Genomic DNA, 22682 nt, shown 5'->3' on the forward strand with positions numbered 1-22682 from the left:
CAGCCCGGCCCCCAGCAGCGCCCCCAGCACCAGCCCCACCGCGCAGTACGCGCCAAGGAGCCGCGCCACCTGCCACAGCACCACGCCGCGCCACGCACTCCACACGTACTCCGTGACGACGCCGCTCTCGTTCCCCTGGTAACCCAGTTGCATGTTCAGCAGGGCACAGAGCGTGTAGAGCGCCAGGAAGACGAGCAGGCCCGCCCGGCAGCCCAGCAGGAGGGCGCGCGCGAGCGTCGGCGGTGTACGGGCAAAGGTGGGCATCCTGGGGCAGCGTGGTCACGAATCCCACGGCGGCCACCCCACGGCCGGAGGGAGTGCCCACGCCCGGACGGACGGGGGGCACGGATTCCGCTCCGGGTGTCTCCCAGGCCGGTTTTCCGGGCCCCGCACGCGCCCGTCCCGCTTCTTTCTTCCAGGCCCGTCACTGGACTGGCGAGCAGGGGTTGCGGGCTCTAGTGTTCAGGCGCCTCTTTCTTCACCCGGGAGCCGGAACGCCCATGTCCTTTACCCACCTTCACCTCCACACCCTCTATTCGCTGCTGGATGGGGCCATCCGGATGAAGGACCTCATCAAGACGGTGAAGGAAAAGGGCATGTCGAGCGTGGCCGTGACGGACCACGGCAACATGTTCGGCACCATCGACTTCTACAAGAAGGCGAAGGACGCCGGCATCAAGCCCATCCTCGGGCTGGAGGCGTACGTCGCGGGGCCCAAGGGGCGCGAGGACCGCTCGGAGAAGGTGGCCCACCACCTCATCCTCCTGGCCAAGAACGCGGAGGGCTACGCGAACCTGCGCTACCTGTCCTCCACCGCGTACATGAACGGGTTCTACTACCACCCGCGCATCGACAAGCAGGTGCTCGCGGAGCACAGCAAGGGGCTCGTCGGCCTCACCGCGTGCCTGGGCGGTGAAGTCACCAGCGCGTGCTTCCGCGGCGACATGGACAACGCCCGCCGCGTGGCCGCTGAATACAAGGGCATCTTCGAGCCCGACAGCTTCTACCTGGAAGTCCAGTCCAACGGCATGGTCGAGCAGGACAAGGCCAACGAGAACCTGAAGCAGCTCTCGCGTGACCTGGACATCCCGCTCGTCGCCACCGCGGACGCGCACTACATCAAGCGCGAGGACGCCAAGGCGCACGAGCTGCTCATGTGCATCGCCAGCGGCAAGACGCTGGCGGACAGCAAGCGCCTGCGCCACTCCACCGACAAGCTCTACGTCACCAGTCCGGAGGAGATGCTCGGCTTCTTCGCGGACTCGCCGGAGGCCGTGCACAACTCCATGCGCATCGCGGAGATGTGCAACGTGGAGCTGAAGCTGGGCAAGCCCATGCTCCCCACGTTCAAGGTGCCGGATGGCCACACGCCGGACACCTTCATGTCGGAGCTGGCCTACGAGGGCCTGCGCCAGCGCTTCAAGGAGCTGGAAGGCCAGTACCCCATCGACCGCGAGCAGTACCAGGCGCGCCTCACGCTGGAGCTGGGCGTCATCCAGCGCATGGGCTTTTCCGGCTACTTCCTCATCGTCCAGGACTTCATCAACTGGGCCAAGGACCACAACATCCCGGTGGGCCCGGGCCGTGGCTCCGGCGCCGGTTCGCTGGTGGCCTACGCGCTGCGCATCACCGACCTGGACCCCATCCCGTACAACCTCCTCTTCGAGCGCTTCCTCAACCCGGAGCGCGTGTCGATGCCGGACTTCGACATCGACTTCTGCCAGGACCGGCGCGACGAGGTCATCAAGTACGTGGGCCGCAAGTACGGCGAGATGAACGTGGGGCAGATCATCACGTTCGGCTCACTCAAGGCCAAGAGCGTGCTGCGCGACGTGTGCCGCGTCTTCGGCCTGCCCTTCAGCGAAGGCGACCGCATCGCCAAGCTGGTGCCCGAAGTCCTCAACATCACCTTGAAGGAGGCCATCGAAATGGAGCCTCGCCTCAAGGAGATGATCGAAAAGCCCCAGAACATCGGTGAGGTGGAGGGCAACCCCGTCACCACCAAGGACGTGCTCGAAATCGCGCTCGCGCTGGAGGGCCTGCACCGCCAGCCCGGCATGCACGCCGCGGGCGTGGTCATCGCGGACAAGCCGCTCTGGGAGTTCGTGCCCGTCTACCAGCCGCCGGGTGAGAAGATCCTCATCACCCAGTTCGCCAAGGACGAGGTGGAGGCCGCGGGCCTCGTGAAGTTCGACTTCCTCGGCCTGAAGACGCTCACCGTCATCCAGCACGCGCTGGACCTGGTGAACCGCAACCACGGCAAGGACATCAAGCGGCACGAGATCCCGCTGCACGACGAGAAGATGTGGCAGCTGATGGCGGAGGGTGACACCGCCGGCGTCTTCCAGATGGAGTCCAGCGGCTTCACCGAAATGGTGATGAAGCTCAAGCCCACCTGCTTCGAAGACGTCATCGCCGCCGGCGCGCTCTACCGCCCGGGTCCGCTGGACTCCGGCATGGTGGACGTCTTCATCAACCGCAAGCACGGCCGGGAGAAGGTGGCGTATCCGCACCCGAACCTGGAGCCGGTGCTCAAGGACACCTACGGCGTCATCGTCTACCAGGAACAGGTGATGCAGATCTCCCAGGTGCTGGGAGGCTACACCCTGGGCCGCGCGGACCTCCTTCGCCGCGCGATGGGCAAGAAGAAGGCCGAGGTCATGCAGGCCGAGCGGGCCGGCTTCCTCGAAGGCTGCAAGATCAACAACGTGGACCTGAAGGTCGCGGGTGAAATCTTCGACCTGATGGAGAAGTTCGCCGAGTACGGCTTCAACAAGAGCCACTCCGCGGCGTACGGCCTGGTCACCATCCACACGGCGTGGCTCAAGGCCCACTACCCGTGCGAATTCATGGCCGCCCTTCTCACCAGCGAGAAGGACAACACCGACAAGGTGGTGAAGCACATCGGCGAGGCCCGCGAGTCGGGCACGCAGGTGCTGCCGCCGGACGTGAACCAGTCCGACCTGGCCTTCGGCGCGGTGGAGGGGAAGATCCGCTTCGGTCTGGGCGCCATCAAGGGCGTGGGCGAGGGCGCCATCGAGTCCATCCTGGAGGCGCGCAAGGAAGGCCCCTTCAAGAGCCTCTTCGACTTCTGCGAGCGCGTGGACGGCCGCCGCGTCAACCGCAAGGTGCTGGAAGCGCTGGTCAAGGCCGGCGCCTTCGACTTCGAGAAGCGCCCCCGCGCGCAGCTCTTCGACACGATTGAGCGCGCGATGAACCGCGGCTCCTCCAGCCAGAAGGACAAGGCCGCGGGCCAGAGCTCGCTGTTCGGCATGCTCACGGGGCCCGCGTCCGCTGGCACCGGCCTCAAGGACGACTACGCGGCGGTGGAGGAGTGGCCGGAGAAGGAGCGCCTGGCCTTCGAGAAGGAGTCCATCGGCTTCTACGTGTCCGGCCACCCGTTGTACCAGTACGAGAAGGAATTGAAGCGCTACGCGCGGCCCATCACCGCCGTGCAGCGCGCGCGCCGCGACGAGAAGCTCACCGTGGCGGGCATCATCACCGTGCTGCGCGAGCGTCCCACCAAGACGGGCAAGCGCATGGCGTGGGTCACCATCGAAGACCTGTCCGGCTCCACGGAGCTGGTGTGCTTCCCGGGCAAGGACGGCACGCGCAACGTGATGGGCAAGGACGGCAAGTGGTCCAAGCAGGGCCCCAAGCCGGGATACGAGCAGTGGGAGCACCTGCTCAAGTCGGACGACCCCATCCTCGTCACCGGCACCGTGCAGATTTCGCAGCGCGACGAGAACACGCCCACCGCGGAGCTCATCGTCGACGACATCCAGAGCCTCAAGGCCGTGCGCGAGAAGCGCACCAAGCGCCTGGAGCTGCGCCTGCCCGCGGAGATCGTCACGGAGGAGCGGCTGGCGAAGCTCAACGAGCTGGCGAAGAAGTACGCGGGCGCGACGCCGGTGGCGGTGAGCGTGCTGTTCCCCGGGGAAGCGGAGGCGCACATCTCCGGCACCACCCTCAAGGTGCAGGTGAACGACGATTTGCTCCTCGCGGTGGACCGGCTCTTCGGGCAGAAGGTCGTGGAGTTCGGCTGATTTCCTAGAGGGAGCGACTCCATGGCGGACAGCGTGTTCAAGGATGGGCTGCTGAAGGGCAAGACGGCGTTCGTCTCCGGCGGCAGCAGCGGCATCAACCTCGGCATCGCCACCGCGTTCGTGAAGGCGGGCGCGAAGGTGGCCATCAACGGCCGCAACGTGGAGAAGCTGGAGGGCGCGGTGAAGGGCCTTGCGGCCCACGGCACCGCGATGGGCGTGGCCGCCGACGTGCGCGACTACGCGTCCGTGGAGAAGGCCCTCCAGCAGGTGAAGGACGCGTTCGGCGAAATCGACATCCTGGTGTGCGGCGCCGCCGGCAACTTCCCCGCGCCCGCGCTGGGCATGTCCTCCAACGGCTTCAAGGCGGTGATGGACATCGACGTGCTGGGCACCTTCAACGTGTCCCGCGCCGCCTTCGAACACCTGCGCAAGCCGGGCGCCGCCGTCATCAACATCTCCGCGCCCCAGGCCTACCTGCCCATGGCCATGCAGGCCCACGTGTGCGCCGCCAAGGCCGGCGTGGACATGCTCACCCGCGTGCTCGCCATCGAATGGGGCGGCGCGGGCGTGCGCGTCAATGCCATCACCCCGGGTCCCATCGAGGGCACGGAGGGTATGAGCCGCCTGGCCCCCTCCGAGGGCTCGCGCCACAAGCTCGCGGAGGCCCTGCCGCTCCAGCGCTTCGGCACCCCGGACGACATCGCCCGGCTGGCCCTCTTCCTGACCTCCGACGCCGCGTCCTTCATCACCGGCGCCATCATGGTCTGCGACGGCGGCCAGTCCCTGTTGGGCGGCGCCGCGCTGCTCCAGGCGATGAACAGCTGATTCCAGTTGGTATGCAAAGTTCCGGCCCTGTTTAGCGGGGGCCGGAGGATGTCTGCTAGAAAGCAACGCAACCCCGCGTGAAGCGAAAGCTGCCGCGCGGGGCTGCTCGCTGGACGGAGACATCCATGTCCCCACGTATCGCTGTGCTCGCCCGCTGTCTGGGGCTGAGCGTGCTGTGTCTAGGCCTGTCGCTGGGCTGCAATGATTCCGGAACCTCGCCGCAGCCTCCGCCGACGGAGGTGGAAGGCGTGGTGGACGCGGCGGCCTCCACGGTGACGGTGGACCGGCCCACGGGGGTACTCGCGGACGGCCAGGACGTGGCGGTCATCTCCGTGACGGCGCTGCGCAAGGCGGACGGCTCGCGGCTGTCCGGGCGCGCGGTGACGGTGACGGTGGAGGGGGAGGGCGCCTCGGTGCAGGAGCCGGCGGCCACCACTGACATCACCGGCGTGGCGCAGGCGCGGGTGAAGTCCACGGTGCCGGGCGTGAAGACGGTGAAGGCGTCCGTGAAGGACGTCGACGGCAAGATGGTGTCGCTCACCGCGACGGCCACGGTGGACTTCGCTCCGGTCTCCAGCGTGACGAAGCTGGCGTTCCGCGCGGCGCTGCCGGATGGCGTCGCGGGCGTGCCGCTCAAGGACCTGGTGGTGGAGGTGCGGGACGGCGCGGGCGCGGTGGTGACGGACAGCACGGCGGAGGTGACGCTGTCGCTGGGCTCCGGCGGCATCGTGTTCCCGGAGGGCCTGCTGACGGTGGCGGCGGTGAACGGCGTCGCGACCTTCCCGGACGTGGTGCTGAAGCGGGCGGGTGCCAACTACCACTTCATGGCCAACGCTCCGGGCTTCGAGCCGGCCGCGAGCACCTTCTTCAAGGTGGTGCCGGGTGCGGTGACGGCGCTGGGGCTGGACCGCATCCTGGATACCGCCACGGCAGGCGTGGCGCAGACCCTGGAGGTCACGCTCGAGGACGCGTACTCGAACACGGTGACGAACTACACGGGCACGGTGAAGCTGACGTCCACGGACGCGGCCGCGACGCTGCCCTCCCACACGTTCACCGCCGCGGACGAGGGCAAGTTCAAGTTCCAGGGCATCACCTTCCGCACGGCCGGGAGCCCGTTCCTGACGATCGCGGACAGCGCGGGGGCCTTCTCGTTCGAGTCCAGGGTGGTCGTGTCCGCCGCGGCGGCCGCGAAGCTGGCCTTCACGCAGCAGCCTGCCTCGCCCGTGTCGACGCGCGCGTCCCTGGGGACCGTGAAGGTGGAGGTGCAGGACGCCTTCGGCAACAAGGCGCCGGTGACCGCGCCTTCGGTGAAGCTGTCGCTGCCGGCGGGGGCCTTCACGCTGGGCGGGACCGTGGACGTGTCGCCGGTGGATGGCGTCGCGACGTTCACGGGGGTGAGCATCGCGGGACATGGCACCACGCACCTGGTGGCCTCCGCGCAGGGCCTGCAGGGCGCGAACAGCGCGGACGTGCAGGTGGTGGACGACGTGGCGCCCGCGAAGCCGGTGCTGACGCAGACAGGGGCCACGGAGACGGGCCTCACCGTGCAGTGGACGGGCGTGGGGGATGACGGCGTGCAGGGACAGCTCGCGTCGCAGGAGTTGCGCTACTCCACGTCCGCCATCACGACGGACGCGGCCTTCAACGCGGCGACGCCGGTGACCGTCGCTGCCCCCGTGCCCCCGGGCACGGTGCAGTCCGCGACCCTCTCCGGGCTCGCGGCGGGCAAGACGTACCACGTGGCGCTGAAGGCCACGGACGCGCACGGCAACTCCACGCGGTCGGACAGCCTCGCGGTGTCCACGGTGGATCCGCAGGTGACGCAGCTGGCGTTCACGACGCAGCCGGCGAACGGCAACGCGGGCTCGGCGCTCGCGGCCGTGAAGGTGTCGCTGCTGGATGCGCGTGGCGACGTGGTTCCCACGGCCACCACCGTGGTGACGTTGACCCTCACCGGTCAGGCGGGCTTCACGGCGGTGCCGGTGGCGGCGGTGGACGGCGTGGCCACCTTCCAGGGCCTGCGCGTGGACACGGCGGGCACGTTCACGTTCACCGCCACGGCGGGCTCTCTGACCCAGGTGAGCCAGTCCTTCACGGTGGGCGCCGGTGCCGCGGCGAAGCTCGTGCTGTCGGCCTTCCAGGCACCGGTCGACGCGGGCGACGCGCTCGACGTGAGCGTGTCCGCGACGGATGCCTTCGGCAACCTCCTCAAGGACTACGCCGGCACGGTGCACTTCACGTCCTCGGACGCTCAGGCGCTGTTGCCTCCGGACGAGCTCTTCACGCCAGCGGACGAGGGCGAGAAGACGGTCTCCGGCCTCGTGTTCAAGACGGCGGGGACGCAGTCCTTCACCGCCACGGATGCAGCCACCCCGGCGCTCACCGTGACGGTGACCGCCGACGTGCGCGCCAGCACGGCCGCGTCCTTCGAGGTCATCGCGGGCGCGGGCCCCTTCGCCGCGGGCGACGCCCTGAGCTACGAGCTGGTGGCGCGTGACGCCTACGGCAACGTGGCGAAGGAGTACGCGTCCACGGTGACGTTCTCCTCCACGGACTCGCAGGCGGTGCTGCCCGGCGCCTATACGTTCACCCTGCTGGACGAGGGCCGGCACACCTTCAGCGTGGAGCTGCGCACCGAGGGGAACCAGGAGGTCACCGCGGAGGACGTGGCGGATCCGTCGCTCACGGCGACGCACACGTTCACCATCGTCCCCTCGGCCGCGGACCACCTGGTGTTCGTCTCCGTGCCCACGACGGGCTCGGTGCGGCAGGAGCTGGCGGACATCCAGGTCGCGGTGAAGGACGCCCACGGCAACACCGTCACCGGCGCGTCCTTGGATGTGCAGCTGGCGCTGGTGGGCGGCACCTTCGCCCAGGGCATCCCCACGCGCACCACCGTGGGGGGCGTGGCCACCTTCGGCGGCCTCAGCGTCGATGACGAGGGGACGTACCAGCTCAAGGCGGGCGCGGACGGCTTCCAGGACATCACGTCCTCGGACCTGATCATCTCCGACGCGCAGGCGCCGTCCGCCGCGGCGGGCTTCAGCGCGACGCCTGTGTCCGGCGACAGCATCTGGCTGGACTGGCAGGCGCCGGGCGATGACGGCGTCCTGGGCACGGCCGCGCGCTACGAGCTGCGCTACGCCACGTCCGCCATCACCGACGCCAACTTCGGCTCGGCCACGCTCGTGACGGGCGTGGGCTCGCCGAAGACGGCGGGCACGGCGGAGTCCTTCACCGTCTCCGGCCTGACGGAAGGGACGACGTACCACTTCGCGCTCAGGACGTTCGACGGCGCGGACAACGCCAGCGCGCTGGCCACCGCGAGCGCCGCCACCACCAACCCGTGCAGCGGCTACGTGTGCACGCCGCCCGCGTCCCAGTGCGCGGAGGACGGCACCTCGCTGGAGGTGTACTCGTCGGTGTGCGTGGTGCAGGGCGGCCAGCCGACCTGCCAGCCCGGTGAGATGACCCTCCAGGCCTGCCCCGGCGCGGACGCGGTCTGCTACGCGGGCGCGTGCGCCACGGCGCCGCACCCGGGCGCGGGCGAGCTGGTCCTGTCGGAGGTGATGCACTCCCCGTCCACGGGCACCACGGAGTACCTGGAGCTGACCAACACCACGTCGAAGCTGCTGGATGCCAATGGCCTGGTGGTGAACCTGGTGGATGGCGTGGGCACGGCGTCGTCCATCACGGTGAACCACGGCCACGCGCTGCTGGTTCCGGCGGGAGGCCGCACCGTGCTGGCGCAGAACGCGAACTTCGCCAGCAACGGCGGCGTGGCGGCGAACGACGCCTGGGGCACGAACGTGTCCCTGGACAGCACTGGCAGCATCACCCTCAAGCAGGGCACGGTGACGGTGGACAGCCTGACGTACACGGGCGCGTTCCCGCAGACGACGGGCCGGGCCATGAGCCTCGCGTCCAGCATCGTGGGCACGAAGGGCAGCGCGAAGGCCTGGTACTGGTGTGACTCCACCGGCAGCCTGTCAGGCGGGGACCGGGGAACGCCCGGCCAGGCCAACGACGACTGCGGCCTGAGCGTGGAGAAGCCGCTCAACTACTGCGCCATCCAGTACCCGAAGACGTTCCCGTCGCCTGACGGCACCTACCCGGCGACCATCGCAGCGAACAGCAGCTACGACATCTTCAGCCAGTTCTACAGCTACGACGTCACGACGCGGAACACGCAGGGCAACGACGGCTACCCGCGCATCGAGGCGCAGCTGGGCTACGGCACGGACGCCACCAACCCGGCGGGCTGGACGTGGACGGCGGCGGACTTCAACGCGGGCTACAGCCCGTCGAACCCCAACGACGACGAGATGAAGGCGACGCTGCAGATCCCCACGTCCGGCACGTACAGCTACGGCTTCCGCTACCGGTTCACGGACGCGGGGGAGCCGTGGGTGTACTGCGACCAGAACGGCAAGACCGTGCCGCCCGCGGGCGCCTACGGCTCGGTGACGGTGGGCAAGGCTCCGCTGACGAGCCACGTGGTCATCAGCGAGTTCAGCGGCGGCAATGGCTCGGGCACGGCCGCGACGGACGAATTCGTCGAGCTCTACAACCCGACGAACTCAGACGTGGACCTGTCCAACTGGCAGGTGGGCTACAAGTCCGCCACCGGGACCACCTGGAGCGCGACCGTCACCATTCCCGCCGGGAAGGTCATCCGCGCCCACGGCTACTTCCTCCTGGGCGGGGCCAACTACAGCGGCACGGGCACGGCGGCCAAGGACGTCGGCTACACCTTCGACGCCTCGGCCTCCACGACGGCTGGCGGCCACATCCGCCTCCAGCAGCTCGTGAGCGGGACGTACGTGGACGTGGACAAGCTGGGGTGGGGAACGGGCAATGCCCCCGAGGGCACCGCGGCCCCGGCTCATCCCGCGGTGGGCGGAAGCCTGGAGCGCAAGGCCGTGTCCACCTCCACGTCCACCACCATGGCCGTGGGCGGCGCGGACGCCGCCCGGGGCAATGGACAGGACACGGACAACAACAGCGTGGACTTCGTGACCCGCGCCGCCCGGCAGCCCCAGGGCTCCACGAGCCCGGTCGAGTTCTACTGACGCATCCGTCCCGCCCCTGAAGTCCCAGGAAGGCCGCCTCCGGCACGCACGCCGGGGCGGCCTTCCGCCGTTCCTGGCGCATCCCTGCCCATGACAGACTCCGCCCGCCGCATGCCCATGCCGGGCGCGGGCTGTCCGGGAAGGAAAGCTCATGGCTTCGCGTCGCGTGCTGCTGGCTCGGTGTCTGGTGGTGGGGCTGCTGGCCCTGGGAGTCCCAGCGGGCTGTGGAGAAGACCCGGAGCTTCCCTCCACCCTGGTGGCCCCTGGGAAATGCTCGGTGGAACTCTCCCCGAGCACGGATCCGTTGATGGCGAACGGTCAGGACACCATGGTCGTCACGGTCACGGTGCGCAACGAGGACGCCAGGCCGCTGTCCGGACGCGTCGTGATAGTGCAGGTGGGCACCGGCGAGGGCTTCACCCTCCTGCAGGAAAAAAGTCTCACGGACAGCCAGGGCCAGAATCGTGTGGAGGTGCGAGCCACCACCCCGGGCAACAAGACGCTGTACGTGTCGGTCAACGAGCTGGATGGAGTGCGGGTCGAGCTCGGCCAGGTGGTCGTCGATTTCCGGTGAGTCCCTCCCCGGTGCCTTGCGGGGGCCGACTGCCTGAGGCCCGCCCGTCCGCCGCCGGACGGACGGGGCGGGGGAGGGCGTCCACTGCCCGCCACCCGCCTGCTTCGTGCAACACGGATGCTGCCAGGGCGTGCGGGGCGCATTAGCTTTGAGCCCTTCGCCGCACACCCACGGCTTGAGAGGAGCCTTCCCCATGTCCGAGCCCCTGGTCCCCGTCGCCGCCCGCCATGTCACCTGCCCGCCGGAGGAGTTCCGCCGCGCGAGCGAGGAGGCCCTGGCCAAGGCCCGCGACGGCATCGCGCGCCTGAAGACGCTGCCCGCCTCCACGCCCCCCCGCGAGGTGCTGGAGCTGTTCGACGAGTCCTCCGCCGCGCTCGACGACGCCTCCGCCCGCGCCAGCGTCGTGCGCCACACCCACCCGGAAGCCGCCCTGCGCGAAGCCGCGGAGAACGCCGAGCAGGCCATCGAGAACCTGGCCAACGACATCCGCATGGACCGGGGCGTCTACGACGTCCTCGCGGGTGTGAGCCTGGCCCACGAGGACGCGGCCACGCGCAAGTGGATGGAGAAGGTGCTGCGCGACTTCCGCCGCGCAGGCGTGGACCGCGACGAGTCCACCCGCGCGAAGGTGAAGGCGCTCCAGGAGGAGCTCATCCGCATTGGCCAGGAGTTCAGCCGCAACATCAGCCAGGACACCCGCAAGGTGGCGCTGCCCCCGGCCGCGCTGGACGGCCTGCCGGAGGACTACGTGCGCGCGCACGCCCCCGGCGAGGACGGCCAGGTGCGCATCTCCACGGACTACCCGGACCTGGTGCCCTTCCTCACCTACGCGCGCGACGGCAAGGCCCGCGAAGAGCTCTGGCGCGCCAACCGCCAGCGCGGCTACCCCGCCAACGTGAACGTCCTCCAGAGCCTGGTCCAGAAGCGCCACGAGCTGGCCACGCTCCTGGGCTACCCGCACTGGGCCGCCTACGCCACCGAGGACAAGATGGTGCGCACCGCGGAGGACGCGGGCACCTTCATCCAGAAGATCGCCGCGGCTTCCGAAGAGCGCATGAAGCGCGACTACGCGGTGCTGCTGGAGCGCAAGCGCAAGGACGACCCGAAGGCGGACAAGGTGAACCCGTGGGACTCCGGCCACCTGGATGACCGCGTGAAGGCGGAGCAGTACGCCTTCGACTCGCAGACGGTGCGCCCCTACTTCGAATACACGCGCGTGAAGCAGGGCGTGTTGGATCTCACCGCGCGCCTGTTCGGCGTCACCTACCGCCCGGTGAAGGACGTGCCCGTGTGGCACCCGGACGTGGAGGCCTATGACGTCTACGAGGGCACCACGCTCAAGGGCCGCTTCTTCCTGGACATGCACCCGCGCGTGGACAAGTACAAGCACGCGGCCCAGTTCACGCTGACCAGCGGCAAGTCAGGGCGGCGGCTTCCGGAAGGCGCGCTCATCTGCAACTTCCCCAAGCCCGGCGCGGAGCCGGCGCTCATGCAGCATGGCGACGTGGAGACCTTCTTCCACGAGTTCGGCCACCTGCTGCACCACATCTTCGGCGGCCACACGCAGTGGGCGGGCCTGTCCGGCGTGCGCACGGAGTGGGACTTCGTGGAGGCCCCGTCGCAGATGCTGGAGGAGTGGGCGCGCGACGTGACGTGCCTGCAGACCTTCGCGAAGCACTACCAGACGGGTGAAGCGCTGCCCGCGGACCTGGTGGAGCGCATGCTCGCCGCGGACGAGTTCGGCAAGGGCCTCTTCGTGCGCCAGCAGATGTTCTACGCGGCGCTCAGCCTGGAGCTGTACCGGCGCGACCCGAAGAACCTGGACGCCACCGCGCTCGTGCGCGAGCTGCAGGGCCAGTACATCCCCTTCCCGTACCTGGAGGGTACGTACTTCCACCTCACCTTCGGGCACCTGGACGGGTACTCGTCCAACTACTACACGTACATGTGGTCGCTCGTCATCGCGAAGGACCTCTTCACGGTCTTCCAGACGAAGGGCCTGCTCAACCCCGAGCCCGCGCAGGCCTACCGCCGCGCGGTGCTGGAGCCGGGCGGCTCCGACGACGCCGCCCGCCTGGTGCACCACTTCCTGGGCCGCGACTACGACTTCCGCGCGTACGAGGCCTGGCTCAACAAGGCCGCGTAGGACGGCCGCACGGCGGGCCCCGGCGGTAGCGCCGGGGCCGCACGTGGCTTCAACTCACTCCACCGTCGTCTGCTGCACCTTCCAGATCTCCTCCGCGTACTGCTTGATGGTGCGGTCGGAGGAGAAGATGCCCGCGCGGGCGACGTTGATGATGCACTTCTTCGTCCAGGACTCCGGGTCCCTGTAGGCGCGCGCCACGTCCTCCTGCTTCGCCGCGTAGGCCGCGAAGTCCGCCAGCACGAGGTAGCGGTCCTCGTTGAGCAGGCTGTCCACCAGCGGCTGGAAGAGGTTGCGGTCCTCCGGGGAGAAGAAGCCGGAGCGGATGAGGTCCAACGCCTCGCGCAGCTCCGTGTTGGACTCGTACACCTCGCGCGGCTTGTAGCCGGCCTTCTTGCGCGCGATGACCTCATCCGCCGTGAGGCCGAAGAGGAAGAAGTTCTCGTCGCCCACCGCATCCCGGATTTCGACGTTGGCGCCGTCCAGCGTGCCCAGCGTCAGCGCGCCGTTGAGCATCAACTTCATGTTGCCCGTGCCGGAGGCCTCCCAGCCCGCCGTCGAAATCTGCTCGGACACGTCCGCCGCGGGGATGATGCGCTCCGCCAGGCTCACCCGGTAGTTGGGCAGGAACACCACCTGCAACCCGGTGGCGCCCGCGTCGCTGTTGACCACCTCCGCGATGCCGTTGATGAGCCGGATGGTCAGCTTCGCCAGGTGGTAGCCCGGCGCCGCCTTCGCGCCGAAGAGGAACGCGCGCGGCGTGATGACGCTCGCCGGGTCCCGGCGCGCCTTCATCCACAGCGCCACGATGTGGACGGCGTCCAAGAGCTGCCGCTTGTACTCGTGCAGGCGCTTGATCTGCACGTCGAAGATGGCGTCCGGATTGAGCTGCACCCAGCGCAGGTCGCGCACGTGCTGGGCCAGCTCCTCCTTGTTGGCGCGCTTCACCTCGCGGAAGGCCTTGCGGAACTCCGCGTCCTCCGCGTGCGCCTCCAGCTTCAGGAGCTGGTCCAGGTCCGTGGCCCAGCCCTCACCGATGCGGCTGGTGATGAGCTTGGACAGGCGCGGGTTGCACCACGCCAGCCACCGGCGCGGCGTCACGCCGTTGGTCTTGTTGTTGAAGCGCTCCGGGTACATCTGCGCGAAGTCCGGCAGCACGTCCCGGCGCAGCAGGTCCGTGTGCAGCGCGGCCACGCCGTTGATGCTGTGGCTGCCCACCACGGCCAGGTGGGCCATGCGGATCTTCTTCTCCGGGCCCTCCTCCACCAGGCTCATCCGCTGCTGCTTCTCCACGTCGAACGGGTAGCGGATCTGCACCTGACGCATGAAGCGCTGGTTGATCTCGAAGATGATCTCCAGGTGGCGGGGCAGCAGCCGCTCGAACAGCGACACCGGCCAGCGCTCCATGGCCTCCGCCAGCAGCGTGTGGTTGGTGTAGCCGAACGTCTCCTGGGTGATGGACCACGCCTCGTCCCAGAGCAGGCGCTTCTCGTCCACCAGCACGCGCATCAGCTCCGCCACGCCAATGGCCGGGTGCGTGTCGTTGAGCTGGATGGCCACCTTCCGGGAGAAGTCACGGAAGTCGTTGTGGTTCTTCAGGTAGCGCCGGACGATGTCCGCGATGGAGCACGCCACGAAGAAGTACTGCTGCTTGAGGCGCAGCTCCTTGCCCGCCTGGAACGCGTCGTTGGGGTAGAGGACCTTGGAGATGACCTCCGAGTCGTTCTTCTCCACCACCGACCGCTCGTAGTCGCCCGCGTTGAACAAGAGCAGGTCGAACTCCGCGCTCGCGCGCGCCTGCCACAGCCGCAGCGTGTTGACGGTGTTGTTGCCGTAGCCCGCGATGGGCGTGTCGTACGGCACGCCGATGACCGTCTTTCCGCCCACCCAGCGCGCCACCGGAAGGCCATCCGGACCCTGGTGGTGCTCCACGCGCCCGAAGAAGCGCACCGGCACCGCCTTCTCCGGCCGGACGATCTCCCACGGGTTGCCGAACTTCAGCCACTCGTCCGCGCGCTCCACCTGGTGTCCCTCCACCAGGTCCTGGGAGAAGATGCCGAACTCGTAGCGGATGCCGTAGCCCATGCCCGGGTAGCCCAGGGTGGCCAGCGAATCCAGGAAGCACGCCGCCAGCCGGCCCAGGCCGCCGTTGCCCAGGCCCGCGTCCGGCTCCATCTCCAGCAGCTGGCTCAGGTCCACGCCGACCTCCTGCATGGCGGCGGCCGCGGCCTCGTACATGTTGAGGTTGAGCAGGTTGTTGCCCAGCGCGCGACCCAGCAGGTACTCCGCGGAGAGGTAATAGGCGCGCTTGACGTCCTGCTCGTAGTAGGTGCGCGCCGTCTTCACCCAGCGGTCCGTGAGGCGGTCGCGCACGGCCAGCGACAGGGCCATGAAGCGGTCATGCGGGGTGGCCGTCTCCGGGTTCTTTCCGCGCGAATACCGCACGTGTTCGAAGAAGCCGCGACGGACGCTGGCCGCGTCGAGCCCGGTGCGGCCGCTGTCTTCGGGAGTTCCCGAGGCGGAGGGCGGGGGCGGTGCGGGGCGCGCGGAGGCGGGAGGAGCCATAAGTCGGTCGTCTCGAAGGTCGCGAAGGGGTTGAAGTACAGCCGGGAACGCCCGCGCTTTGACGCGGGACGTCCATGACGGAAGGCTACCGTGTCACGACAGCCCAGGGCAGGGGAAACCCACGTCTCTCGCACGGGGTCGGCCGCTTCCCCCGCCAGGGAGGGAAGGTGCCCCGCGACCCGCCGTGACGCGACGCGGCCCCAGGGAATGACAGACATGTGAAGCCTCCTCGGGAGAGGAACCGGGAACGCGCGGAATTGGAGTACAACGCACGCGAATGTCCCTCCCCCTGGATGACCTGGAGCAGCGCATTGCCCTGACCCGGCCAGGGGACACCGTGCGGGGGCTGAGCTTCGCGGCGGTGCTGCGGCTGACGCACCAGCGGCTGGGGCGCGACGCCGCGGAGCGCCTGCGCGCGCCGCTCATGCAGCGAAGCCCGGTGGACTTCTTCTCCTACCCGGCGGTGGACTTCCTGCGCCTGATTGCCTTCGCCTCCGAAGCGCTCCAGTCCGAATACGGCACGCGCGACCTGGCCCTGCGGGCGTGCGGGGAGGCCATTGTCGGGACGTTCTTCGAGTCCACGGTGGGGCAGACGCTCCTGCGCCTCACCGCCGGAGCCGGCGACCCCAAGCGCATGTACAGCAACGCGCCCGCCTCCTACTCCACCGCGGTGAGCTACGGGCAGCGCGAGTACACGGCCCTGGGCGACAAGCGCGTGCGGCTCGCCTTCAAGGACGACCTGCTGCCCGTGGAGGTCCACGAGGGCATCCTCGGCGGCGTCCTCACCGCGCTCCACCGCGAGGGCAGCGTGCGGGGCACCGAGCGGTGCCTGGGCGACTCCGAGTTCCTCATCGAGTGGAGCTGAGAAAAGCGACGGGCCCCGCTCCACCGTGAAGGGGAGGGGGCCCGCAGGCTTTCAGCGCGGAAGGGGCCGCGCTACTTCGTGGCGGTGGGCGGCGGGCCCGCCTTGCCGGCGACGGCGGCCACGGACACGGCGTCAATCTGCTGGGCCATGTCGTGCGCCTTGGCGAGGAAGTCCGCCGTCAGCTCCTTGGGCAGCGGATCCGCGCGGGGGAACTTCTGGGTGAGCGGGTTGGCGTAGGCGCCGTTGCGCTTCAGGCCGAAGTGCAGGTGCGGGCCGGTGGAGCGGCCGGTGTTGCCGGAGTAGGCAATCACCTGCTTCTGCCGCACGCGCTGACCGGCGCGCACGCCGTCACCGAAGCGCGACAGGTGCATGTACTGCGTCTCCATGCCGTTGGCGTGGCGCAGCAGCACCATGTTGCCGGCGGCGCCCGCGTTGCCCGCGGACACGACGGTGCCGTCCGCCACGGCCCACACCGGGGTGCCAATGGGCGTGCCGTAGTCCACGCCGTTGTGGTTCTTCACGTACTGGAGCACCGGGTGGAAGCGCGAACCGAAGCTGCTGGTGACGTGCGCGTACTTCAGCGGGCTCTTGAGGAAGGTCTTCTTCGCGCTCGCGCCGTCCTCCTGGAAGAAGTTGGCCTCGCCGTTGGGCAGCACGTAGCGGAACACGCGCTTGTTGCCCACCAGGCCGCCTTCATACGTGGCCGCCAGCACCTCGCCGTAGCGCAGCACGCGGCCCTTGGAGACGAACTTCTCCACCAGGGCCTTCGCCTTGTCGCCCTTGCGCACGTCCCGGTAGAAGTCGATGTCCCACGCGAACACGTCCGACAGCACCAGGCCGATGGACGGGTCCTCGCCCGCGGCCAGCGTCGCCTCGTACAGGGACGAGTTGATCTCCAGCGAGACGAGCGACACCTGCTTCTCCACCTCGATGGAGCGCTTGCTGCCGACGTACTTCTCCCCGTCGCGGCGCACCTGCCACTCGTCCACGGTGCTCTGGCGGTAGTCGAAGAAGTCCAGCTCGCCGTTGCGCATCACCAGCCGGAACTGGTCGCCCACGCGCGACTTGCGGAAGTCGAACACGCCCTCCAGCGCGGCGATGACGGCCTCCACCTGCGCGTCGGGCAGCGCCGCTTCGTGCAGCGCGCCCGCCAGCGTCTGGCGCGGCTCGATGCGGCGGTTCTTGATTTCGAACTGGGTGGCGGCTTCGGACGTCGAAGCCACCCCAAGGGCGGCGAGGCAGAGGAGGGAGGCGGTCTTCATGGGGGGCGATACAGGAGTGTAGAGGACTGTTGGTCCTCCGCCCAACTCCTGACCGCACTTCCCCGCCCGCCTGCCTGCTTGGACCGGGTGAGCCTTACAGCTCCACTTTCTTTTCCGAGTGGTGCTGCCCGTCGTAGCGCAGGAGGCTCCCCTTGCCGTCGTAGCGGGTGATGATGTTCACCGGCCGCCGCCACAGGCTCTGGAGGTTGCGCAGCGTCTCCCGCGCGTAGTCGCCCTTCAGGTCCTGCCCGTCGTGCTTGTGCGCGAGCAGCAGCTCCGAGCGGTTCTCGTAGTTGCCGTCCACCACCTCGATGATGGGCTGCCCGAAGTTGGTGAGCGACGTGAGCAGCTTGTTCTTCACCTTGCGGAACTCGCGGTCGAGGATCTCCCACGAGTTGCGCTTGTCATTGAAGCCATAGACGAAGAGCTTCTGCTGCTGGGCGAACTCGGCGGTGAGGAACGTGTCGATGAAGGTGATGTCGTTGTAGTGCTTGCGCACCTCGAAGATCTTCTCACGCCCCGCGCCCAGCTTCTTGTCCCAGGCCTGGCGCGCGCGAAGGTCATCGCACTCGTCCCATTCCTTGCCGAACTTGCCCTTGTTCCACCGGTCCTCGATGTCCCGCCACAGCTCGATGCCCAGCTTGTACGGGTTGATGGCGCCGGGGCGCACGCCCATGGTGCCGGAGTGGTGGTCCGCGTAGTCGATGATCTCATCGTCCCGGAGGGCCCTGCGGGTCATGATGGTGGAGTGCCAGTAGCTGGCCCACCCCTCGTTCATGATCTTCGTCTGGCCCTGCGGCGCGAAGTAGTACGCCTCGTCGCGGAGGATGGAGAGGATGTCCACCTCCCACGGCTCCAGCGGCGCGTGCTCCAGGAGGAAGTAGAGCACGTCGCGCTGCGGACGCTCCGGGAAGCGCTTGCGCTGCTGCTTCTCGTCTTCCGCGCGCTTGCGCTGTGAGTCCATGAACTCGGAGGGGTTGATGAAGCCGCGCATGTATTCGCGGTTCACCTTGAAGCCCTCCACGCGTTCGTTGGACTTGGACTCCTCCTCCGCGCGCTGCGGGTCCGGGTTGCGCCGGATGTGCGGCGCGTGCTGGTCGATGAGGTTCTCCAGCGACAGCGTCCGGTCGATGAAGTCCTCCACCTTCTCCACGCCAATCTTGTCCACCCACCGCCGGACGCGGGTGGCGTGGTTGGCCATGTCGTCAATCATCCGGCGGTTGGTGTGCCGGAAGGAGAAGTTGTTCTTGAAGAAGTCGCAGTGACCGTAGACGTGGGCCATCACCAGCTTCTGGTCCACCTCCGGGTTGCTCTCCATCAAGTAGGCGTAGCAGGGGTCATTGTTGATCACGAGCTCGTAGATCTTGCTGAGCCCGTACTCGTACCCCTTCGCCAGCTGCTCGTACTCCATGCCCCAGCGCCAGTGGGGATAGCGGGTGGGGAAGCCGCCGTAGGCGGCCACCATGTTCATCTCGTCGTAGCTCACCATCTCGAAGACGGTGTCGAAGAAATCCAGGCCGAACTCCTTGGCGTAGCCGTGGATTTCATCCCGGAGTGCGGCGAGTCGCGGTGTGAGGCTCTTGGGCATGGGGCGGTGGCTCCGGTGGGGGATGACAGAAGCGCTTCAGCGCCCCTTGCCGAGGAAGTCCTTGATGGAGGCGTAGATGGCGTCCTTGTCCGCGATCTCGCTCAGCGCGACGTTGGTCGTGTCACCCACCGCCTCGCGCAGGTCCTTGATGAACTGCCCGCTGCCGTAGGGGGACTCCACCTGCCCGTAGGCGAACTGGTTCACCTGCGGGAGGATGTCGTTGCGGAGCATCTCGATGCACTGGCGCGTGTCGTCCGCGCTCCAGTTGTCCCCGTCGCTGAAGTGGAATGGGTAGATGTTCCACGCGCTCTTCGGGTAGTCCGCCTGGATGATGTCCCGGCACAGCTTGTACGCGCTGGAGATCATCGTCCCGCCGGATTCACGGGTGTGGAAGAACGTGTCGCGGTCCACTTCGCGCGCCACCGCGTCGTGGATGATGTAGCGCGACTCCAGGCCCTTGTACTGGTGCTTGAGCCACGTATCGAGCCAGAAGCTCTCGATGCGGACGATCTCCTTCTGCTCGTCCCCCATCGAACCGGACACGTCCATCATGTAGATGATGACCGCGTTTGTTTCCGGCAGCTCCTGCAGCTTGTAGCTGCGGTAGCGGCGGTCCTCGCGCGTGGGGATGATGACCGGCATCTTCGGGTCGTAGGTGCCGGTGGCGATCTGACGCTTCAGGGCCTGCTTGAAGGTGCGCTTGAAGTGGCGCAGGGACTCCGGGCCCGTGGTGTTCACGCCGGTGTACTTCACCTTCTGCGTGACGATGCGCTCGTTCTGCCGCCGTTCGATGCGCGGCAGCTGGAGCTCTTCCCCAAGAATCTGCGCCAGCTCTTCCAGCGTGACGTCCACCTCCAGGGCGTGGTCTCCCTCGCCCTGGCCGGCCTGGTGCCCGTCCCCGGGCTCTACCGCCCCGGGGCCGAGCTGCTGACCCACGTCACCGTCACCCTGTCCGACGCCGCCCTGCTCCTTGTGGCCGTACTTGAAGCGCGGGATGTCGATGAAGGGGATGGGGATGCTGATGGCATCCTTGCCCTTCTTGCCCAGCATCTCGCCCTTCTGCACGTACTTGCGCAGGTTGGCTTTGATCTTCCCGCGGACGATCTGTTTGAAGCGGGAGTGGTCCTGGTGGATCTTCAAGGTCACGGTGTCACGTCCCTCTTGGGCAAGGCCTGGCGTTACTCCTTCGCGTCACCGCGGGCGAAGATGCTGGCCACGAAGTTCAGCACGTCCGTGGAGCAGATCTCGCAGTACCCGTAGTTCTTCATCATCCGGTCCTTCACCAGGTCGATCTTCTCCTGGGTCTCCTTGTCCACGACGGAGGACACCAGGTTCTTGAGCTTGATGCTGTCCTTCTGGTCCTCGAACAGCTTCAGCTCCAGCGCCTTGTGCAGCCGCTCGTTGGTCCGGTAGTTGAAGGTCTTGCCCTCCACGGCGAGCGCGCCGATGTAGTTCATGATCTCCCCGCGGAAGTCGTCCTTGCGGCTCTCCGGGATGTCGATCTTCTCTTCAATCGACCGCATCAAGCGCTCATCGGGCACTTCGTAGATCCCGGTGTACTTGTTGCGGACCTTCTCCTTCTGGGTGAAGGCCTTGATGTTGTCGATGTAGTTGCCGCACAGCTTGCCGATGGCGTCCTCGTCGGCGCTGATGGCGCGCTGGACCTCGTTCTTGACGATGTCCTCGTACTCCTGCTTCACCGTGGTGAGCAGCTCCTTCATGCGCTTGCGCGCGTCCTCGGTGTTGATGAGGGAGTGCGTCTTCAAGCCGGCTTCCAGCTCGTTGAGCACCATGAAGGGGTTGATGCAGCCCTCGCCCTTGTCGCTCACCAGGGCGTTGGAGATTTTGTCCTGGATGTAGCGGGCGCTGATGCCCTCCAGGCCCTCGCGCACGCTCTCCTTGCGCAGCTCCTTGATGTTGTCCTCGGTGAAGTTGGGCAGCGTCTTCCCGTTGTAGAGCTTGAGCTTCTGCAGGAGCGACAGGTTGTGCTTCTTGGGCTCCTCCAGGCGCGTGAGGACGGCCCACATGGCGGCCATCTCCAGCGTGTGCGGCGCGATGTGCTTGCCCTTGATGGCGCGGGAGTTGAAGTCCTTCTCGTAGATCTTCACCTCCTCGGCCAGCTTGGTGATGTACGGGATGTCAATCTTCACCGTACGGTCGCGCAAGGCCTCCATGAACTCGTTGTTCTCGAGCTTCTTGTACTCGGGCTCGTTGGTGTGCCCGATGATGACCTCGTCGATGTCCGTCTGAGGGAACTTCTTCGGCTTGATCTTGTGCTCCTGCGACGCGCCGAGCAGGTCGTAGAGGAACGCGACGTCCAGCTTGAGCACTTCGACGAACTCGATGACGCCGCGGTTGGCGATGTTGAACTCGCCGTCGAAGTTGAAGGCGCGCGGGTCGGAGTCCGAGCCGTACTCGGCGATCTTCCGGTAGTTGATGTCGCCGGTGAGCTCGGTGGAGTCCTGGTTCTTCTCATCCTTGGGCTGGAACGTGCCGATGCCGACGCGGTCCTTCTCACTGAAGATGAGCCGGTTGACGTGCACGTGGCCCATGACCTGGGCGAAGTCACCGCCGTACTGGGTCATCAGCTCCTTGAAGACGAAGCGGCAGGCAGGGCACAGCTCGCAGCCGTTGGGAATCGTGTAGCCGGACTCCGGCGGGGACAGCTCGACGAAGACCTTGTCGCGCCACTCGCGGGGAATGAGGTTGAGGGGCTCCTCATTCATCGGGCACTTCATCTTCTCCTTCGTCACCGTGCCGTCCGGCTGCTTCTTGTCGGTGAGCCAGGAGAAGGTGTAGGCGGCGCCCTCCGGCGTCTTGGAGTACTCCTCCATGCCCTTCTTGAGCAGGCGGGCGATGGTGGACTTGGACGAGCCCACGGGGCCGTGCAGGAGGATGACGCGCTTCTCCGTGCCGTAGCCCTGCGCCGCGGACTTGAAGACGTTCACCAGCTTCATCAGCGGCACGTCCAGGCCGAAGATGGCGTCCCGGCCGCCGAAGCGCTCGTCACTGAAGAAGTGGTAGCGGGTGAGCTTCTTCTTGTTGTCGATGTACTCCGACTTTCCGTGGCTGAGGATCATGTCGTAGATCCTCTGGAAGGCGGTGCGGGTGACCTTGGGGTTCTTCCGGACGATTTCGAGGTAGTCCTCGAAAGAGCCGTCCCAGTTGAGTTCCGCGTAGGTCTTCACGTCCTGGAACGCGGCGATTCTGGAGACCCACGAGCCCTTCTCAGCGTCCTTCATGTCTCTCCCTCGTAGCCTCCAGGCGGACGCGAACGGTCGCGTGCTTCCGGGGGGCCAGCATGGTGAACCTGGAGGGCTGGAAGGCCATTCCACACCCACTCCGAAGAGGTCCCAGGCGACGACAATCGCGATGCTTCAGCCCCTTCGGGACCCCGCCGCGGAGTGGGACCGCGCGTCAGCTCGTGTCGGAGGGGAGCCGCCCTCCTCCACGGGGTGAAAAGGCACTTCGATTATAAGGACCGGGACGCGCGCTGGGAGGAGCCCCCCCGGTGCGATGTGTCCGGTCCCACCTCGCTCAAGCGCGTACTTCCCGACGCTTGAGCTTCTGCTAGAGGACACCCCGTCCGGGCAGGCCCTCACTGTGGGGTGGCGTCCGTGTCCGCTCCACATGTCGGCGTGACGGCCGGCGCACCGGTTCCGTCCCGCCCAGAAGGGTGCGTAACGGCGCGAATCCGCCGCTGCCCGGGGAATTGGCGCACAGGGGCGCTGGGGGCAGG

11 protein-coding genes and 1 pseudogene are annotated in these 22682 nt (G+C 67.6%); 6 read left to right on the plus strand and 6 right to left on the minus strand.

Going from position 1 to position 22682, the window contains the following annotated elements; genetic code table 11:
- A pseudogene (locus D7X32_RS32125) lies at positions 1 to 264 on the minus strand (sulfatase family protein); the annotation flags it as partial.
- A gap of 236 nt (positions 265 to 500) precedes the next feature.
- Between D7X32_RS32125 and dnaE the strand changes: the two are divergent.
- The 5 genes from dnaE to D7X32_RS32150 all read left to right on the plus strand — a co-directional run bounded on the left by dnaE (position 501) and on the right by D7X32_RS32150 (position 12666).
- A complete protein-coding gene (dnaE, locus tag D7X32_RS32130) occupies positions 501 to 4046 on the plus strand; it encodes a DNA polymerase III subunit alpha (RefSeq protein ID WP_120606388.1) in 3546 nt (1181 codons plus the stop codon).
- A 21-nt stretch (positions 4047 to 4067) separates the two neighbouring features.
- A complete protein-coding gene (locus D7X32_RS32135; RefSeq protein WP_120606389.1) occupies positions 4068 to 4871 on the plus strand; it encodes an SDR family oxidoreductase in 804 nt (267 codons plus the stop codon).
- 125 nt (positions 4872 to 4996) lie between these two features.
- Positions 4997 to 9946 (plus strand): lamin tail domain-containing protein, encoded by a 4950-nt coding sequence (locus tag D7X32_RS32140; protein WP_147450348.1) that lies wholly within the window; start codon positions 4997 to 4999, stop codon positions 9944 to 9946.
- A 151-nt stretch (positions 9947 to 10097) separates the two neighbouring features.
- Positions 10098 to 10520 (plus strand): Ig-like domain-containing protein, encoded by a 423-nt coding sequence (locus tag D7X32_RS32145; RefSeq protein ID WP_120606391.1) that lies wholly within the window; start codon positions 10098 to 10100, stop codon positions 10518 to 10520.
- A gap of 193 nt (positions 10521 to 10713) precedes the next feature.
- Positions 10714 to 12666, plus strand: a complete 1953-nt coding sequence (locus tag D7X32_RS32150; RefSeq protein WP_120606392.1) for a M3 family metallopeptidase — start codon at positions 10714 to 10716, stop codon at positions 12664 to 12666.
- 54 nt (positions 12667 to 12720) lie between these two features.
- On the opposite strand, the gene D7X32_RS32155 is transcribed toward D7X32_RS32150, so the two are convergent.
- Positions 12721 to 15228 (minus strand): glycogen/starch/alpha-glucan phosphorylase, encoded by a 2508-nt coding sequence (locus tag D7X32_RS32155; protein WP_120606393.1) that lies wholly within the window; start codon positions 15226 to 15228, stop codon positions 12721 to 12723.
- A 277-nt stretch (positions 15229 to 15505) separates the two neighbouring features.
- On the opposite strand from D7X32_RS32155, the gene D7X32_RS32160 reads away from it, so the two are divergent.
- A complete protein-coding gene (locus D7X32_RS32160) occupies positions 15506 to 16093 on the plus strand; it encodes a DUF2378 family protein (protein ID WP_120606394.1) in 588 nt (195 codons plus the stop codon).
- 71 nt (positions 16094 to 16164) lie between these two features.
- Here D7X32_RS32160 and D7X32_RS32165 read toward each other — a convergent pair whose 3' ends face one another.
- From D7X32_RS32165 to D7X32_RS32180, 4 genes are all read right to left on the minus strand, one after another.
- Positions 16165 to 17355 (minus strand): peptidoglycan DD-metalloendopeptidase family protein, encoded by a 1191-nt coding sequence (locus D7X32_RS32165; protein ID WP_120606395.1) that lies wholly within the window; start codon positions 17353 to 17355, stop codon positions 16165 to 16167.
- A 94-nt stretch (positions 17356 to 17449) separates the two neighbouring features.
- Positions 17450 to 18943, minus strand: a complete 1494-nt coding sequence (locus D7X32_RS32170) for a SpoVR family protein (RefSeq protein ID WP_120606396.1) — start codon at positions 18941 to 18943, stop codon at positions 17450 to 17452.
- Between the two features lie 36 nt (positions 18944 to 18979).
- A complete protein-coding gene (locus D7X32_RS32175; protein ID WP_120529160.1) occupies positions 18980 to 20089 on the minus strand; it encodes a DUF444 family protein in 1110 nt (369 codons plus the stop codon).
- Positions 20090 to 20121: 32 nt separating this feature from the next.
- Positions 20122 to 22185, minus strand: coding sequence for a PrkA family serine protein kinase (locus D7X32_RS32180; RefSeq protein ID WP_120606397.1), 2064 nt, complete (start codon positions 22183 to 22185; stop codon positions 20122 to 20124).
- Positions 22186 to 22682 lie beyond the last annotated feature (497 nt).

Source organism: Corallococcus carmarthensis (assembly GCF_003611695.1).
Taxonomy (GTDB): Bacteria; Myxococcota; Myxococcia; order Myxococcales; family Myxococcaceae; genus Corallococcus; species Corallococcus carmarthensis.